Origin of the sequence: Acidovorax sp. ST3 (assembly GCF_003231145.1) — a bacterium.
In the GTDB taxonomy this organism is placed as follows: Bacteria; Pseudomonadota; Gammaproteobacteria; order Burkholderiales; family Burkholderiaceae_C; genus Acidovorax.
Window position 1 is genome coordinate 583,372 of the sequence record NZ_QKVP01000003.1, and the last position, 17,612, is coordinate 600,983.

Consider the following 17,612-nt stretch of genomic DNA (forward strand, 5'->3'; position numbering starts at 1 on the left):
AGGGCGTGCATCACCCAGCGCAAGAGAGCGGGCAGGGGCAGGGATACGCAAGGGTCGGGTCGTTCCCTGGAAATCTCAGGAAATGCGCAAGAGGGCAGGCGCAGCCCCCTTCTAATTGCTCTTCAGAGCCTGCTCACGGTCGCGCAGTAGCGCACAGACAACTCACGGCGGCAGGACAGCTGCCTGGGCCTGCGCCATGGGCAGAGCCGGACTGACTCCGCCGCAAAAGGTCACAGAAAGCGTTCGAGCAGGCGGCGCGAATGCTTGTCCAGCGCCGTGGTGTCCTTCACACGGAACTGCAAACCGTCGCCCCCGGCAATCAGCAGCCGGGTGCGGCCGCCCAGGCGGCGAATGTCCTCTTCGGCCTTGAGCACCAGGCGTGCGGCCCCCCGGTCGGTCTCCACATCCCAGGTGCTGGGCGTTGAAAAGCTAGAAACAGCGAGGATTTTCTGGATAGTGGGCACAAACTCGCGCACTTCAAGTTCTTCTTCAATGAGCTGCCGGGCGGCGCCCGTCACGGCCTCCAGCCGGGGAACCCAGAGCAGTTCATGGCCGTCGGCACCCACCAGAGAGAGCCCTTCGCCCGGCGCGGCGATGGGAAAAGCACGCACGGGGGTCACGCCCTCATGGGCCGTGCCGTCGGCCAGGGTCAGGACCAGGCGGCCGTGCGGGTTGCGCGTGAGCTGGAAGGCGGGGATAGACGACGATGGGGTCAGGGAAGCATTCATGGCAGGGTTGCTCACAGCGTCTCAGGGGTTGCCGGCGGGGTGGGCCGGGTGCAGCAGGCTGCTGTCGATGATCACGCCTGCGGCCTGCGCGTCTTCCTCGGCGCGGCGGGCCTGGGCTTCGTACAGCCGCCAGTAGGCGCCCTGTTTCTCCATCAGCTCGTCGTGTGGGCCCACTTCCACCACCTCGCCACGGTCCATCACCACCAGGCGGTCGGCCTTGCGCAAGGTGGACAGGCGGTGGGCAATGGCAATCGTGGTACGGCCTTGCACCAGGTTGTCGAGCGCCTTCTGGATTTCCTTTTCGGTCTCGGTGTCCACGGCCGAGGTGGCCTCGTCCAGGATCAAGATGCGTGGGTCGATCAGCAACGCACGCGCAATGCTGATGCGCTGGCGCTCGCCGCCCGACAGGCCCTGGCCGCGCTCGCCCACCAGCGAGTCATAGCCGTGGGGCAGGCGCAGGATGAACTCGTGCGCATGGGCAGCGCGGGCGGCTGCCACGATTTCCTCGCGTGTCGCCTCGGGCTTGCCGTAGGCGATGTTCTCGGCAATGGTGCCGAAGAACAGGAAAGGCTCCTGCAGCACCAGGCCGATGTGGCGGCGGTAGTCGGCCACGGCAAAGCGGCGGATGTCGATGCCATCGACCTGGATGGAGCCGTCGCTCACGTCGTAAAAGCGGCTGATCAGATTGACCAGCGTGCTCTTGCCCGAGCCGCTGTGGCCCACCAGGCCGATCATCTCGCCGGGGCGGATGTCCAGATCCAGCCCCTTGATGACCGCACGGCTGCCGTAGCGGAAGCCCACGCCCTGCATGCTGATGGCGCCCTGCACCTTGTCCACCTGGACGGGTTGGGCAGGGTCGGGCACGTTGCTCACATGGTCCAGGATGTCAAAAATGCGCTTGGCGCCTGCGGCGGCCTTCTGGGTAACCGAAACGATGCGGCTCATCGAATCCAACCGCCCATAGAACCGCCCGATATAGGCGATGAACGCTGTGAGCACACCCACCGTGATCTGGTTGCGCGACACCAGCCAGATGCCGAACGCCCAGACCACCAGCAGACCGATTTCGGTCAGCAGCGACACCGTGGGCGTGAACAGGCTCCAGGTCTTGTTGAGCTTGTCGTTCACTTCCAGGTTGTGCTGGTTCGCGTCGCGGAAACGCTGGGCCTCGCGCTTTTCCTGCGCAAAGGCCTTCACCACGCGGATGCCGGGGATGGTGTCGGCCAGCACGTTGGTCACCTCGGACCATACGCGGTCGATCTTTTCAAAGCCGGTGCGCAGGCGGTCGCGCACGGTGTGGATCATCCAGCCGATGAAGGGCAGCGGCACCAGCGTGACGAGCGCCAGCCAGGGATTGATGGAAAACAGAATCGCCGCCGTCATCATGATCATCAGCACGTCGGTGATGAAGTCGAGCGCATGCAGCGACAGGAACACGTTGATGCGGTCGGTCTCCGACCCGATGCGCGCCATGAGGTCACCCGTGCGCTTGCCGCCAAAGTAGTCCAGCGACAGGCGCAGCAGATGCTCGTACGTCGTAGTGCGCAGGTCGGCGCCAATGCGCTCGGAGACCAGCGCCAATATATAAGTGCGCGCCCAGGAGAGGCCCCAGGCCAGCAGGGCCGACAGCAGCAACCCCCCCAGGTACATCAGCACCAGCATGGGGTCGATCTGCTTGCCGTTCTGGAACGGGATCAGGATGTCGTCCATCAGCGGGATGGTGAGGTACGGTGGCACCAGCGTGGCGGCGGTGGACGCCAGCGTCAGCGCAAAACCAGCGGCCAGCTGCTTACGGTAGGGCCGGGCAAAACGCCACAGGCGCAGCAGCACCCAGGTAGAGGTTTGCGGCGGTTGGGCGCGGGCACAGGCCGGGCATTCTTCAGTGTCCGGCGGCAGGGGGGCATGGCAGGTGGGGCAGGCGGGCTCGTCGTCATCGGTGGAGACGTTGCCGGCACCCAGGGTCAATTGCTGCTCGAAACGCTGCACCAGGCGCAGCGCCTGCGGATGGTTCGCCAGGGTAAAACGCCACTGCGCCAGGCGCTCGGCCGGGTTGTGCAACTCCAGCGAGCCCACTCCACCGTGGTCATGCAGCTTGAGCGCCAGGCCCTCACCCAGAGGCCAGCTGCGCCATGTGGTAGCGCCTGGGTCGCAAGCCAGCAGCCGTTCGGACGTCACCACCACCCACCCTGCCGCAAAGCGCAGCGTGGCGCTCAGGTCAACCGGCAAAGCTGCCAACACGTTCTCTTTGGAAGCGAGCATGGCCCGCAAATCGGCCCCCACAGGGCCAGAAAAGACACCCGAGGCGTCCACAGAATGGTGATGTTGCATTTTTGGTTGGGTTTTCCGCCACCGGCTGCCTGCGGTGGCCGCTCTCGCGAAAGCAAGAATTCTCACCGATACTGCACGCCACGGTGCGACGGCATCCTCCTGTAACGTCTGTGGACGCCTTTTGGCTGACACTGCGCACAGGCGCTGGACTGGCGCACAATCATCGTCCACAAAATTCCCTTTCGTCCCCCTACCGCACAGCCCTTACCAAGGCCGGAACCACAACCGCTGCAATCCATGGCGAAACTCAACGACATCCAACTGCTTCGCATCAACTACCTGCGGGGCCCCAATATCTGGACCTACCGGCCGGTCCTGGAAGTCTGGCTGGACCTGGGCGAGCTGGAGGACTATCCCTCCAACACCATCCCCGGCTTCAATGACCGCCTGACGGCGTGGCTGCCCGCGCTGATCGAACACCACTGCGGTGTGGGCGAGCGCGGCGGCTTTTTGCAGCGCCTGCAAGAGGGCACCTGGTGCGGCCATGTGCTGGAGCACATCGTGATCGAGCTGCTCAACCTGGCGGGCATGCCCACCGGCTTTGGCCAGACGCGCAGTACCAGCCAGCGCGGCGTGTACCGCATGGTGTTCCGCGCCCGCGATGAGAGCGTGGCCCGCGTGGCACTGGCCCAGGGCCATGCGCTGATCATGGCGGCCATCAACGACCAGCCTTTTGATGTGCAAGCCGCCGTGGCCCGCGTGCGCACCGAGGTGGACGACCAGTACCTCGGCCCCAGCACCGCCTGCATCGTCACCGCCGCCACCGACCGGGGCATCCCCCACATCCGCCTGAACGACGGCAACCTAGTGCAGCTGGGCTACGGCGCCCGCCAGCGCCGCATCTGGACCGCCGAGACCGAATACACCAGTGCGATTGCCGAAGGCATCGCCAGCGACAAGGACCTGACCAAGAGCCTGCTCAAGTCCTGCGGCGTGCCCATTCCCGAAGGCCAGGTGGTGAACAGCCCCGAGGAAGCCTGGGAAGCCGCGCAAGACATCGGTCTACCCGTGGTGGTCAAGCCCTCCGATGGCAACCACGGCCGGGGCGTGACGCTGGACCTGCGCAAGAAGGAAGACATCGAAGCGGCCTACCACGTGGCCTACCCCGAGGGCAGTGACGTGATGGTGGAGCGCTTCATCCCCGGCGACGAGCACCGCATCCTGGTGGTCGGCGGCAAGGTGGTCGCCGCCGCACGCGGCGAGGTGGTCAGCATCACCGGTAACGGCCGCAATACGGTCAAGGAACTCATCGACAGCCAGCTCAACTCCGACCCGCGCCGGGGCTATGAGGAAGAGTACCCGCTGGAGATCATCGACCTGGCCACCGACACCAAGGTACAGCTGGAACTCAAGCGCCAGGACCTCGAAGCCGACTCAGTGCCCGCTGCCGGCCGCCAGGTGGTGGTGCAGCGCAACGGCAACGTGGCCGTGGACTGCACGGACGACGTGCACCCCGAGGTGGCCTACATCGCACAGCTCGCCGCCAAGGTGGTGGGCCTGGACATCGCCGGCATCGACATGGTGGCCCGCGACATCTCCAAGCCCCTGCACACGCAGGGCGGCGCGATTGTCGAAGTCAACGCAGGCCCCGGCCTGCTCATGCACTTGAAGCCTGCGGTGGGCGCGCCACGCCCCGTAGGCCAGGCGATTGCCGAGCATCTGTTCCCCTCTGACGCCGATGACGAAGGCCCAGCAGGCCGCATCCCCCTGGTGGGCGTGGCAGGCACGCGCAACACCGCCACCATCTCGCGCGTGGTGGCCTGGCTGCTGCACCTGAGCGGCCACCACACTGGCCTGGCTTGCCGTGATGGGCTCTTTTTGGATCGCCGCCTTGTGGAAGCCACCGACTGCGCCCACTGGGAAGCCGCACACCGCCTGCTGATGAACAAGATGGTGCAGGCCGCCGTGATCGAAAGCGATGCCCGCACCATCCTGCGCGACGGCCTCGCCTACGACCGCTGCCAGGTGGGCGTGGTGACCGACATGGATGGCGTGGAAACGCTGGCCGAGTTTGACGTGCACGAACAGGACCAGATGACCAAGGTGATGCGCACCCAGGTGGACGTGGTGCTGGCCGAAGGCGCTGCAGTGCTCAATGCGGCCATCCCCCAGGTGGCCGACCTGGCCCCTCTGTCGGACGGCGATGTAGTGCTGTATGCGCAGGACGGCACGCTGCCCGTGGTTGCCAAGCACCGCGCCAAGGACAACGGCCGCGCCGTGTTCGTGAAGAACGGCCGCGTGGTGCTGGCCACCGGCAGTGCCGAGCATGTGCTAGGCGCCCTGTCCGACCTGACCTTTGGCCGCAACGCCGTGGTGCCCGATACCGACGCCCTGCTGGCCGCCATCGGCGCGGCCTGGGCGCTGGATATTGCCCCCGACCTGATCGGCGCAGGCATCAAGACCTTCGAGCCCGAGCTGGTCCCCACTGCCGCCCTGCGGTCTTGATGGCCCGCCGCGCGTTTGCCTTTGTTTGTTGTTTGACCTCACATCCCACGACCTGAACAGGGCCCCAGTGCCCTGATGGACCACTGAAAGAGACTTCCATGGATGTAACCCGCACCCGGGCCCTGCGCGGCCCCAACCTCTGGAGCCGCCACATGGCCATCGAGGCCGTGGTGACCTGCGCCGAGAACGAGCGCGCCGTGGGCCAGATGGCCGGATTCGAAGCCCGCCTGCGGGCCCTGTTCCCCGCCATCGGCGCGCTGCACCCGGAAACCGGTGGCGGCGACGTATCGCTGGCCCACGTGCTGCAGACCGCCGCGCTGGCGCTGCAGGCGCAGGCCGGCTGCCCGGTGACGTTCGCGCGCACCACCGCCACCACCGATGCGGGCGTGTACCAGGTGGTCGTCGAATACAGCGAAGAAGCCGTGGGCCGCAAGGCGTTTGAAGACGCACAGCAACTCATCCAGGCAGCGCTGGGCAACGGCACCTTCGATGCCGAGAAGGCCGTCGCCGACCTGCGCGAGCTCGACGAAGACGAGCGCCTGGGCCCCAGCACCGGCTCCATCGTCGAAGCAGCCGTGGCCCGGGGCATTCCCTACCGCCGCCTCACACGCGGCAGCCTGGTGCAGTTTGGCTGGGGTTCCAAGCAACGCCGCATCCAGGCGGCCGAGGTCGATTCGACCAGCGCCGTGGCCGAATCCATCGGCCAGGACAAGGACCTGACCAAGCGCCTGCTGCACGCTGCCGGTGTGCCCGTGCCCCTGGGCAAGCCCGTTGACAGCGTGGACGAAGCCTGGGAAGTCGCCCTCAAGGTCGGCCTGCCCGTGGTGGTCAAGCCGCAAGACGGCAACCAGGGCAAGGGCGTCACCGTCAACATCACCGACCGCGCCCAGCTGGAAGAGGCCTACAAGAACGCCGCCGACTACGGCACCGTGATGGTCGAGCGCTTTTTGCCCGGCCACGACTTCCGCCTGCTGGTGGTGGGCGACCAGCTGGTGGCCGCCGCACGCCGCGAGCCGCCCCAGGTGCTGGGCGATGGAGAGCACACCGTGCGCCAGCTGGTGGACGTGGTCAACCAGGACCCCCGCCGCGGCGAAGGCCACGCCACCTCGCTGACCAAGATCCGCCTGGATGACATTGCCGTGGCCCGCCTGGCCATGCAAGGCCTGACGCCCGACTCGGTGCCCGAAAAAGGCCAGCGCGTCATCCTGCGCAACAACGCCAACCTGTCCACTGGCGGCACTGCCACCGACGTGACGGACGACGTGCACCCCGAGGTCGCCGCCCGCGCCGTGGCTGCCGCTCAGATGGTGGGCCTGCACATCTGCGGCGTGGACATGGTGGCCGAGACCGTGCTGCGCCCGCTCGAAGAGCAAGGCGGCGGCTTTGTCGAAGTGAACGCCGCCCCCGGCCTGCGCATGCACCTGGCGCCCAGCTACGGCAAGCCCCGCAACGTGGGGGCTGCCATGGTGGACAAGCTGTTTGCCTATGGCGACGACGGCCGCATTCCCACCGTGGCCGTGACCGGCACCAACGGCAAGACCACCACCGCGCGCCTGATTGCGCACCTGTTCACCGCACAGGGCCTGCGCGTGGGCATGACCAACACCGACGGCGTGTACGTGAACGGCCGCCAGATTGACAGTGGCGACTGCAGCGGCCCCAAGAGCGCCCGCAACGTGCTGCTGCATCCTGAGGTGGACGCCGCCGTGTTTGAGACCGCACGGGGCGGCATCCTGCGCGAAGGCCTGGGCTTTGACCGCTGCCAGGTGGCCGTGGTCACCAACATCGGCGCGGGCGACCACCTGGGGCTGAACTACATCACCACGGTGGAAGACCTGGCCGTGCTCAAGCGCGTGATCGTGCAGAACGTGGCCCCCACGGGCTACGCCGTGCTCAACGCCGCCGACCCCATCGTGGCGGCCATGGCGTCTTCGTGCCCCGGCAAGGTCATCTACTTTGCGAGCGACCGCCACCACCCCGTGATGGTCACGCACCGCGCCCAAGGCCACCGCACCGTGTATGTGGATGGCGACTCCATCGTGGCCTCCGAAGGCTCGTGGCGCGAGACCATCCACCTGCGCGACGTGCCCATCACGCGCAACGGCAAGATCGGCTTCCAGGTCGAGAACGTGATGGCCTCTGTGGCCGCAGCCTGGGGCGTGGGCATGCCCTGGCAGACTATCCGCCGGGGCCTGTCGGGCTTTGTGAACGACAGCGACAACGCCCCTGGCCGTTTCAACATCATGGACTACCGGGGTGCCACCGTGATCGCCGACTACGGCCACAACCCCGACGCCATGCGCGCCCTGGTGCAGGCCGTGGACGCCCTCCCCGGCAAGCGCCGCAGCGTGGTCATCAGCGGTGCAGGCGACCGGCGCGATGAAGATATCCGCGAGCAGACCGTGATTTTGGGCGCCGCGTTTGATGACGTGATCCTGTACCAGGACGCCGCCCAGCGTGGCCGCGCCGACGGCGAAGTGATGGCCCTGCTGCGCGAAGGTCTGGCAGGTGCCCCCCGCACCACGCATGTGGAAGAGATCCGTGGCGAGTTCATCGCCATCGACGCCGCGCTGGCGCGCCTGCAACCTGGCGACCTGTGCCTGGTGCTGGTCGATCAGGTCGAAGAAGCTCTGGCCCATCTGGCCCAGCGCTGCACCGAAGGCGAGACCACGGCATGACCGCCGCGCGGACGCTGGCAGCCGCAGCCACTGTGGCCCTTGCTGCCCTCACCGCCCTTGCAGGCAGCGCAGCGCAGGCTGCCACTGCCGAAAAGATCGGCACCGTGGACACGGCCTTCCAGTGGATCGGCCGTGACCACGACATCATCGTCGAGGCCTATGACGACCCCGGCGTGCAGGGCGTGACCTGCTACGTGTCGCGCGCCCGCATCGGCGGCATCAAGGGTACGCTTGGCTTGGCCGAAGACCGCGCCGAGGCCTCCATTGCCTGCCGCCAGGTGGGGCCCATCAGTTTTCCCGAGCCGTTGAAAAAGCAGGAAGAAGTGTTCAGCGAACGCATGTCCATCCTGTTCAAGCGCCTGCGCATCGTGCGCATGGTGGACCCGGCCCGCAACACGCTGGTGTACCTCACCTACTCCGACAAGCTCATCGACGGCTCGCCGCAGAACAGCGTGACCGCAGTGCCGGTGGACCGCGCCACCGCCATCCCGCTGCGCAAGTGACGGGTCCACGCGGCCGCCCAGGCACAGCGCACACACAAAAAAAGGGGCCTTGGGCCCCTTTTTTTGATAAAAACCGCCGGTAGCGCTAGTGCAACAAGCCCAAGCAGCTATAAAATGAATAGCAATCAACCCTGCGTGGCAATCTGCCGCAGTGCCTGCTCAAACACCTCCGCCGGCTGCCCACCCTGGATCAGGTGACGCTCGTTGATGATGATGGCGGGCACCGAGTGGATACCGTTTTGCAGATAGAACTGCTCGCGCTCGCGCACCTCGCCGGCGTAGCGGTCTGAGGCCAGCAGCGCACGCGCCTCGGCCGCATCCAGCCCCACTTCGCTCGCCACGCGCACCAGCACCTCGTGGTTGCTCGGGTCCTGCCCGTCGGTGAAATACGCCTTGAACAGCGCCTTCTTCAGCGCAGCCTGCACGCCCTTCTCTTCGGCCCAGTGCAGCAGGCGGTGTGCATCAAAGGTGTTGTAGATGCGGCTGCGCTTGTCCATGCTGAAGGTGAACCCGAGGGCCGCACCGCGCGCCGCGATGGCCTCGCGGTTCTTCTGGCTCTGCTCGGGCGTGGCGCCGTACTTTTCTTGCAGGTGCTCGCCAATGTCCTGCCCCTCAGGCCCCATCTGCGGGTTCAGCTCGAACGGCTGAAAGTGCAGGTCCAGCGCGACCTCGCCCTGGAGCCGCTCCGCCGCCTGTTCCAGCGCCTTGAGGCCGATGATGCACCAGGGGCAGGAGACATCGGAGACGAAATCGATTTTGAGGGTGGTGGTCATAGTGAGCGAGGAAGCGAACGGAAAATTAAAGGTTAAACAGTGCTGGCTCGCGATTGAACTATTCAGAGAGGTGGAATTACGCGAACATTACTGGAGACGGGCCTAAAAGGCTGCTTGCAAAGCCCATTTTGCTGAGAATGCACCACCTCCTACCGCCACGAATCTCTAATGGTGCCGTTAGTAACCAGTTTTTCAACGAAACAAAAAAAGGCGCGCGCCAAGAAGGTTTGCCCCCATCCCGGCGATACTGCCCGCTGCGACCCCAAGCACCGGATACTCACGAAATACCCCAAATGCCAGCAATAAAGCGGCATAAACGGCATAGTTCACGCTGCCGCCGACTAACATTAGCGCCAAGTACCGCCGGAACTCTTCCCATTTGCGGAGGCCTGACGGACGCCTCTGGAACGTAAAACGGCGGTTAAGCCACCATGTGACAGCAACTGCTGCGATGAAAGAAGGCACCCTAGCCGCGAGCAGACCGAGCGTGGTGCGCAACAGATACAGGACTGCAGCATCAACAAGAAAACCTGCAGTGCCCACCATTCCAAATAACGCAACTTCGCGCACAAGCCTCTTCACGGCACATCAACACCACTGGGGCCTGCCGCGCCTGGCGCAGGAATGCTGAGGTAGGCCAACCGCTTGGTTTCATGTCTACCCCGAGCCACGTTATCAAGGATAAGTCCGCAAGCAAAAGCAAGCATGGCAGACATCATCAGCGAGGCGCACAGCACGGCTGTCGGCAATCGTGCCACGAGACCGGTATGTAAATAGTCGATCAACAACGGCGCCGCTAACCCTAAGGACAGTAGCGCCAGCAAAGCTGCCATGATGCCGAAGAATGTGAAGGGCTTCTCGCTGATGAAGAGGCGAGCCACGGTACGCAAAATGCGCCAGCCATCCCGATAGGTAGATAGCTTGCTCTCGGACCCAGCCGGCCGCGCGCCATAAGCAGTACTCACCTCTCCATAAGGCATACGCAATTGCAGCGCATGCACAGTGAGTTCCGTCTCAGTCTCGAAACCTTGGGCAAGTGCAGGGAACGATTTAACATAGCGGCGCGAAAAAACCCGGTACCCAGATAGCATGTCGGTGAATTGACCCCCAAATATGCTGCGTACGCTTTGTGTAAGCATCCGGTTTCCCCACTGGTGACCGCGTCGGTACGCCATCCCAGCTTCTTTCTCGGGAGTTACGCGGCACCCGACCACCATATCAAGCTGATCGTCCAGGAGCTTATTGATGAGTTCTCGCACAGCGTTGGCCTGGTAAGTGGCATCACCATCGACCATCACATAGAGGTCCGCCTCGGTGTCGGCGAACATGCGTCGCACAACATTTCCCTTGCCCCTCAGGGGTACTGTCGTCACTCTTGCCCCTGCCGCGCGAGCAACCTCTGCAGTTCGGTCAGTGGAACAGTTGTCATATACGTGGATATCAAGCTCCGGAAGCGCAGCGCGAAAGCTTTGGACCACCTGGGCAATAGCAGCCTCTTCGTTATAACAAGGCACGATGAGCACTACTCGCTGCCCTCGATAGCGGCGCGAGAGGATGTTGTTAGTGGGCGAGAGATTAATCATTTTTTATGAAAAACAGAGCAAAAATGCCCTCAGTCAAAACACACCTACGGGAAATTATTGCCCGAGCTCGTACACATTCAATACATTCAAAGCTGAATGCATGGAAACGTTATTACTGAATTGCCTCACGTTCAAATCTCAAATCCAGTCGGGGCAACCAACGCTCGGCAGGACGCCCCTCTACCAACATCGCCAGTGCCAAGCTGTCGGAGGGCGCCGGATACGCCCATAGCGCCACCGGCGTGCTGGCGCCCTCTAGTTTCATACTGAAGTCCAATCGGTCCCCTACGGAAAGTGTCAGAGACGAAGGTAGTGACAACTCAAAATAGGTATTGTCAACAGACTCTCGCAGGTCCCGACTCGTTTCAAGACATTCACTGCCATGGCACAAGCGCGCCACAAGTCGGCCATTGGACGTACCCTGCCCATTCCCAACAGCAGGCGCAACGCTGAGCAACCGTCCTGCGCGCGGAAGAATCATCGCTCCTCGTGCCTCCATGCCCTCAAACAACAATACGGGCACCCCAAGCAAACCTCGTTCCGACCGAGGAGGGTTTGTAGGCAGCATGACGTGGTCAGGCAGGAACTTCACAGCCGGTATGGCGATTCGGTCTGGAAAAAGCACACGGGGTCTATCTCCCTCCGCCAGTACGATATGCGAATAGCGATTGAACACCTCCAGGAACTCTTGCTCAGGCATTTCAGGATACTGTTTGCGCCAGAAAGCAAGGGCAGGAACGGCCGTCACATGCGCCACAGAGCGAAATCCCAGCCCATTCTGAACGGCGCCGAAAAGCCCGCCTTGGGCAAGCACACCACCATTGGCGCGCTGCTGCTGCGCCAGTTCGCGAAGCATGGGTGTGTCGTGCTCCGCAAAAATTGGTCGCGCACTTTGCAGGGGATTGAAGCCCCAGAGGGCGATCAAACCACCGAGGGCAGAGGCACCTACCAGCGCAGCCGTGCCCTCAAGGTGTCCACGTCGCCAAGCCCAAAGCGCGGGTAGCACCGCAACCAGCACCAGCAGGTCGTTAAGTGCGTACAGCCCTTTGGTGGCCGGTAGCTTCAGCGTGACCCAGCCCACCAAGACGAGGCTAACAAACAGCAGCAACCGCCTCCGACTCCATGTGAGCCCCACGGTCTGTGCTGCCAACGCAAGCGCAATTGCGACCAACACTCCAAACGCGTATTCCATGCGCTCGCCGGGTGCATGATTCCATAGCAAAGGATATCCCACCCATGAAGGCAATGGAACAAGCATCCACGCCACCATCAAGATCACGCCCCCCCCCAACAACCATCCTTGCAACTGCTGAGTCGGCGTAGCTCTGCGCCATGTTGATTTCACCCCACGATAGTTGAGAAAACATCCAATCAGCAATGTCAATGCTGTCGCCCCAGTACCCACCTCGCAGATATTGTTACCAATGACGCTTTCGTAGCGACCATCAAACGTCGAGAACGGAAACAGATAGGACAAAGCCTCCTTCCAAGGTACCGCGCCTCCCACGGCACTACGGCTTCCCGGGTAGACAGTCGCCGCTGTCGCCAGCAGGTAGTCTTTCAGGTACACCGCCACCGTCGCAGCGCTCAGACCCGCCGTAACTGCTGCCGCGACAAGATTGCGCGGTTGTCGCCAAACGGGTTGCCAGCCCAGTACAAGCAGTGCGCCAACAAACGCAAGAGATACTTGGACGGGAGGGTAGAGGTTGGTAATCAGCCAGCTTGCACTCAGCCAGTAAAAGAGCAATAGTTGCCAGTGCTTCGGTAGCCTGCGCGAAAGCAATACCAACACGACCCAAGGGAAAAAAGCGAGTACAGGGCCCTTTTCGTTCCACCAGAACTGCGCGAAACCTGTGAAGTACAGCGCAACGCTCAGGAATCCAGCAACTGCCGGAGCCATACCGATACGAGCGAACAATAGCGAATGCCCTATCAGGAACATTGCCATCACTGCAAACCAGTGCAGCGAATATGCCGAGGCGGGGTCCAGTACGAAAAAGCCCCAAAGCGTAGGTTTAAAAAGCAACCCCCAATCCAAGAGTGGAATACCGTAATTGATACGCAAGTCCTCTTCGTACAGAGAGCTGTGATTAGTGCGTTTGAAACCGTTGCGGACAGCCGCTTGAGTGAGAGGCGTGACTACTGACCACTCGTCAGAGCGAATCGGACGAGGTTGGCCGACGTCTGGTCCGGCATCCAGTACTCCAATCTCCCGTAAAACGACCCCATAGGAAGAGGGTGACCATGCAAAACCGGCAACATAAACCAGTCCACAAAACAGGGTGGCGAGAGCCCATGCGAGGGGTCTGGATAGCAAGGGCATCATTGCTTCAGCGATAGTTGATAGAGTGGCTCTGGTGATCCAGAGGCCGGTCAACATTATCGCAACGTGCACCTATGTTCCAGCGCTCAGCCATCCAGAGAACAGACCGCCTCTGAATAGCCACCGGTTTAAACTGTCCCACGAACGTCGGAAGGCCAAGATCGCGCTATTAAGGCGGTGCTTCTCCCCCGATCTTCCATCGGGCTGAATCCCCCTGGGTTTCGCGGAGGCTCAACACTCTGAAAGGATTGAGCCATGAAGAAGACAAAAAATTCTTGCCTGAAGTGCGTGAACGTGCGGTGAGGATTGCGCAGAAGCTGCGCGGGAAGTACCCGTCGCTGTTGGCTGCCGTCGAATCCATCGCGCCCAAGACTGGCTGTGTACCGCAGACCTTGAACGAAGGGGTCAAGCGCGCCGAAGTCGATGCAGGCGTGGTGAAGGCGTCACAACCAGTGAGGTCCAGCTGATCAAGGACCTGGAACGCGAGGCCAAGGAGCTGCGCCGGGCCAACGAGATATTGAAGCTTGCCAGTGCGTTTTTCGCCCAGGCGGAGTTCGGCCGCCGACTGGAGTCTTGATGGTTTTCATTGACACGCATCGGGATGCCTCTTGGGTCGAGCCGCTCTGCAAGGTCTTGCAGGTTGCCCTGTCGGCATATCGAAGACTAGCAGGGTTGCTGCGCGAGTCCCACAAGCACTGCGCTCGGGCTGTGCGCGACGAGTTGCTGATGTCGCATATTCAGTGCGTATGACAGGCCAACATGCAGGTCTATGGCGCTAACAAGGTGTGGTGACAACTGGCACGCGAAGGCGTGCCTGCGGCCGGTTGCACGTTCGAGCGCCGGATGCGCGGGCTGGGGCTGCTAGGTGTGATGCGAGGCATGGTCACTAGCACCACGGTCGCTGACACCAAGGCGCTGTGTCCGCTGGGCCGTGTCCACCGGCAATTCCGCGCCGAGCAGCCGAACCAACTGTGGGTCAGCGACTTCACCCACGTCTCGACCTGGCAAGGTTGGCTCTACGTGGCCTTTGTCGTAGACGTCTTCGCCCATCGCATTGTTGGCTGGCGGGTGCGCAGCTCAATGCGCACGGACTTCATACTTGATGCGCTGGAGCAGGCCTTGTATGCCCGGCAGCCCGAACGCGATGGAAGTCTCGTCTATCACTCCGATAGGGGCTCGCAGTAAGTCAGCGTTCGCTATACCGAGCGGCTGGCGGAAGCTGGCATCGAGCCTTTGGTGGGTGGCAGGGGCGACAGCTACGACAACGCCCTGGCTGAGACCAGCAACAGCCTGGACAAGGCCGAAATGATTCACCCCGGGCCCCATGGAAAACCAAGGAGGCTGAAATGAGCTCTAGCCGGAGCCTCGGACGAGTATCACACCACCATGGGCGTTGCTGCGCCATCCATCGTCAGGACCACGCCCGTGACATAGCTGGCACGCTCGGACGCCAAAAAGAGCACCACGTTGGCAACCTCCTCCGGCTGCGCCAGGCGACCCAGCGGCACCTTGCTCGTCGCCTGCACAAGCGCTTCCTGCTCCGAGATGTTGTGCATGCGTGCCGTGGCGATCATCCCTGCCTGCAATCGCTCGGTGTGGGTGGCGCCCGGGTTGACGGCATTCACGCGCACGCCCTTCGGCCCATAGGCGGCCGCCATGCCCGCGCTCATGAGCATCAGCGCCGCATTGGCGGCTCCGCCAGGCATATGGATGGGGTTGGCGACCTTTCCTCCGGCGCCCACCACATTGACGATGGATCCCCGGCCCCGCGCGCCCATCTTCTTGACCACCAGATCCACCATGTGGACGTACGTGAAGAATTTGGCGTTCATCGCGTCGTGCCAGGCCTGCGCGCTCAGCTCCTCGGGCGGGGTGCGCCGGGCAGCCCCTGCAGAGTTGACCAGCACATCGACGTCCCCGAAGGCGGCTTCGGCAGCCGCCAGCGCTTTCGTCGCCGACTCCGGCTGCTGCAGGTCCGCAGCATGGACGCTGATACGCCCAGCGCTGCCATGGACATCCGCCGATAACCGACCACGTGCGGCCTCCAGGTGTTCGGTGCTGCGGGATACCAGGCTGACGCGCGCCCCTTCGGCCAGAAACGCCGCGGCACAGGCATAACCAATGCCTTTGCTGCCCCCCGTGATGAGGACATGTTTGTCCTTCAGATTCAGATCCATGGACTTGCTCCGAGAAAGGTGAAGTGTGCAGGACCAGCCGCCTCATTCGATCGAGATGCCAGCCGCTTTCACCACGGCACCATAGCGGTCCAGGTCCCGCTTGATTTCATCGCGGTATTGCTCGACTGTGCCAGGGGTCGGCTCGATGCCCATCACACGCAATTTCTCGCGCACGGCAGCATCGTTCAGCACCGCATTCAGTTCGGTGTTGAGTCGCGTGATGACCGCCGCCGGCGTACCCACCGGTGCCAGCAGCCCCACCCAGGAGTTGACGACAAAGTCGGGCACACCACTCTCGACAAACGTGGGCACATCGGGCAACGCGCTGGTGCGCTGCACACTCGACACTGCAATGGCCTTGAGCTTGCCGGACTTGATGTGCCCATGCGCGCCCGCCACCGCCGTGTACACCAGGGGAATCGTGCCTCCCAGCACATCGGTCATGGCCTGGCCGCCACCTTTGTAGGGCACGTGGGTCAGGTTGGCGCCGGTCCGGATCTTCAGTAGTTCACCGGCAATATGGGGTGTGCCTCCCGTCCCCGAGGTGCCAAATGAGAGGCCTCCCGGCTGGGCCTTCGACAAGGCAATCACATCGGCCAGGCCCTTGACCGGCACGCCAGGGTTTGCCACCAGCACCAGGGTCGCATCCCCAATCTTGCCGACCGGCGCGAAGTCTTTGGCCGTATCAAAAGGCAGTTTGGAGAACACATGCGGGTTGATCACCATGGTGCCGTCAAAACCCAGTACCAGTGTGTAGCCGTCTGCCGGCGCCGATTTGGCCAGCGCGGTGCCAATGTTTCCGGAGGCCCCCGGCTTGTTGTCCACCACAATCTGCTGGCCAAGGCGCTTGCCCAGACTTTCTGCGATCAGACGCCCGCTGGTGTCGGTGACGCCCCCGGGCGTGAAAGGAACAATCAGCCGAAGGGGTTTGCTGGGCCACACGTCCTGCGCGTGCGTGGCCTTGGGCATACCGGCCACCGCGCCCAGGCACAGCAGCGCTGACAGGGCCAGCAGCTTGCGCCGACGCGGCAGGGAGGACGCAGACCGCACATGGCTGTGTTGGATGAGAAATGGATGGGGCTTCATGTTTGTCTCCTTCGTGTTGTGCTTTGGTGTCGTCTTGTCGAGGGGTGAAAGGCTTCAGCTGGCGCGTGCTTCGCCAATCAGGGGGTCTCGGCGTACTGGCGTTCAAACGCCCAGACATCCTCGAAACCCATGAGCTGCGTCAATTCCGCAAAGGGCATCAAGCCAGCGTCGCTGTTCACCGACGAGCCCGTGCGCCGAAACTGCGCATACACCGTCTTCATGGCCTGGGTAGCGGCCAGCAAGGCAGTGACCGGAAAGATGGCGAGCTTGTAGCCAATAGACTCCAGCTCGCTGTGCGACAGCACAGGCGTCCGCCCGCCCTCCACCATGTTGGCCAGCAGGGGCTTGTCCACGGTTTGGCCGATCTTTCGCATCTCCTCCTCGCTCTCGGGCGACTCGACAAAAAGGATGTCCGCGCCAGCGCGGGCGTATGCCTCTGCCCGGCGCAGGGCTTCATCGAGACCGAGGGTGGTGCGGGCGTCCGTGCGCGCAATGACCAGGAAATCGGACGAAAGGCGGCTGTCGACAGCGACGCGAATCTTGCGCACCATGTCTTCCATCGGGATCACCCGGCGGCCGGGGGTGTGACCACATTTCTTGGGGTATTCCTGGTCCTCCAACTGGATGGCTTGCGCGCCGGCAGCCTCGTAGCCCTGCACCGTGTGGCGCACGTTGAGCAAACCGCCATAGCCCGTATCGCCGTCCGCAATCAACGGGGAGCGGGCCATGCCTGCCATGGCCTTCACCCGCCCCACCATGTCCGAATACGTGGCCAGCCCGGCATCTGGCAAGCCCAGGTGCGAGGCCACGGTGCCAAAGCCCGTCATGTACAAGGCATCAAAGCCGAAGGTGTCGGCCAGCCGCAGCGACACCATGTCGTACACCCCGGGGGCGATCACCAGCCCGGGCTGGGTCAGGCGCTGGCGCAAAGAGATGGGAGCGGGCATGGAGGGCTTGGAAGAAGGAGCAGATTCAGACATGGTCATGG

At 63.2% G+C, this 17,612-nt stretch carries 13 protein-coding genes, 1 pseudogene and 1 other annotated feature; of the genes and pseudogenes, 5 read left to right on the top strand and 9 right to left on the bottom strand.

The genetic code is table 11. The features are described 5' to 3' along the window. Window positions 1-230: 230 nt before the first annotated feature. Both DNK89_RS11915 and DNK89_RS11920 read right to left on the bottom strand, forming a co-directional pair. Window positions 231-728 carry a DUF1854 domain-containing protein gene (locus tag DNK89_RS11915; protein WP_110960244.1) on the bottom strand — a complete coding sequence of 166 codons (498 nt, stop codon included), beginning with the start codon at window positions 726-728 and terminating at the stop codon, window positions 231-233. A 21-nt stretch (window positions 729-749) separates the two neighbouring features. After that, window positions 750-3,056, bottom strand: coding sequence for an ABC transporter ATP-binding protein (locus DNK89_RS11920; RefSeq protein WP_110960245.1), 2,307 nt, complete (start codon window positions 3,054-3,056; stop codon window positions 750-752). A 237-nt stretch (window positions 3,057-3,293) separates the two neighbouring features. Between DNK89_RS11920 and cphA (DNK89_RS11925) the strand changes: the two genes are divergently transcribed. The 3 genes from cphA (DNK89_RS11925) (at window position 3,294) to DNK89_RS11935 (ending at window position 8,682) form a co-directional block, all read left to right on the top strand. Beyond that, window positions 3,294-5,501: a cyanophycin synthetase gene (gene cphA, locus DNK89_RS11925; RefSeq protein ID WP_110960246.1), complete on the top strand. Its 2,208-nt coding sequence runs from the start codon at window positions 3,294-3,296 to the stop codon at window positions 5,499-5,501. Between the two features lie 98 nt (window positions 5,502-5,599). Continuing rightward, window positions 5,600-8,179 (top strand): cyanophycin synthetase, encoded by a 2,580-nt coding sequence (gene cphA / locus DNK89_RS11930; RefSeq protein WP_110960247.1) that lies wholly within the window; start codon window positions 5,600-5,602, stop codon window positions 8,177-8,179. Further along, window positions 8,176-8,682, top strand: coding sequence for a CreA family protein (locus DNK89_RS11935; protein ID WP_060984458.1), 507 nt, complete (start codon window positions 8,176-8,178; stop codon window positions 8,680-8,682). The genes cphA (DNK89_RS11930) and DNK89_RS11935 overlap by 4 nt, the downstream gene beginning before the upstream one ends. A 125-nt stretch (window positions 8,683-8,807) precedes the next feature. On the opposite strand, the gene DNK89_RS11940 is transcribed toward DNK89_RS11935, so the two are convergent. The 4 genes from DNK89_RS11940 to DNK89_RS11955 all read right to left on the bottom strand — a co-directional run bounded on the left by DNK89_RS11940 (window position 8,808) and on the right by DNK89_RS11955 (window position 13,103). Beyond that, a complete protein-coding gene (locus DNK89_RS11940; RefSeq protein ID WP_110960248.1) occupies window positions 8,808-9,455 on the bottom strand; it encodes a DsbA family oxidoreductase in 648 nt (215 codons plus the stop codon). 192 nt (window positions 9,456-9,647) lie between these two features. Further along, window positions 9,648-10,025 (bottom strand): GtrA family protein, encoded by a 378-nt coding sequence (locus tag DNK89_RS11945; protein WP_238990792.1) that lies wholly within the window; start codon window positions 10,023-10,025, stop codon window positions 9,648-9,650. Between the two features lie 8 nt (window positions 10,026-10,033). Then, the gene (locus DNK89_RS11950; RefSeq protein ID WP_110960250.1) at window positions 10,034-11,038 is read right to left on the bottom strand and encodes a glycosyltransferase family 2 protein; all 1,005 of its coding nucleotides are present in this window, start codon (window positions 11,036-11,038) and stop codon (window positions 10,034-10,036) included. Window positions 11,039-11,150: 112 nt separating this feature from the next. Next, window positions 11,151-13,103, bottom strand: coding sequence for a hypothetical protein (locus tag DNK89_RS11955; RefSeq protein ID WP_110960251.1), 1,953 nt, complete (start codon window positions 13,101-13,103; stop codon window positions 11,151-11,153). Window positions 13,104-13,600: 497 nt separating this feature from the next. On the opposite strand from DNK89_RS11955, the pseudogene DNK89_RS11960 reads away from it, so the two are divergent. Further along, a pseudogene (locus DNK89_RS11960) lies at window positions 13,601-14,704 on the top strand (IS3 family transposase); the annotation flags it as partial. Beyond that, window positions 13,893-14,009 (top strand) — a sequence feature (AL1L pseudoknot). It overlaps the preceding pseudogene by 117 nt. A gap of 33 nt (window positions 14,705-14,737) precedes the next feature. Here DNK89_RS11960 and DNK89_RS11965 read toward each other — a convergent pair. Both DNK89_RS11965 and DNK89_RS11970 read right to left on the bottom strand, forming a co-directional pair. Next, on the bottom strand, window positions 14,738-15,538 hold the full coding sequence (locus DNK89_RS11965) for an SDR family oxidoreductase (protein ID WP_110960252.1): 801 nt from the start codon (window positions 15,536-15,538) through the stop codon (window positions 14,738-14,740). Between the two features lie 42 nt (window positions 15,539-15,580). Continuing rightward, the gene (locus DNK89_RS11970) at window positions 15,581-16,507 is read right to left on the bottom strand and encodes a Bug family tripartite tricarboxylate transporter substrate binding protein (protein WP_370220909.1); all 927 of its coding nucleotides are present in this window, start codon (window positions 16,505-16,507) and stop codon (window positions 15,581-15,583) included. Here DNK89_RS11970 and DNK89_RS25025 point away from each other — a divergent pair. Beyond that, window positions 16,440-16,757, top strand: coding sequence for a twin-arginine translocation signal domain-containing protein (locus DNK89_RS25025; protein ID WP_370220910.1), 318 nt, complete (start codon window positions 16,440-16,442; stop codon window positions 16,755-16,757). The two genes, DNK89_RS11970 and DNK89_RS25025, sit on opposite strands and share 68 nt — an antisense overlap. Here the strand turns inward: DNK89_RS25025 and DNK89_RS11975 are convergent. Beyond that, a complete protein-coding gene (locus tag DNK89_RS11975; RefSeq protein WP_015015667.1) occupies window positions 16,702-17,610 on the bottom strand; it encodes an oxaloacetate decarboxylase in 909 nt (302 codons plus the stop codon). The two genes, DNK89_RS25025 and DNK89_RS11975, sit on opposite strands and share 56 nt — an antisense overlap. Window positions 17,611-17,612 lie beyond the last annotated feature (2 nt).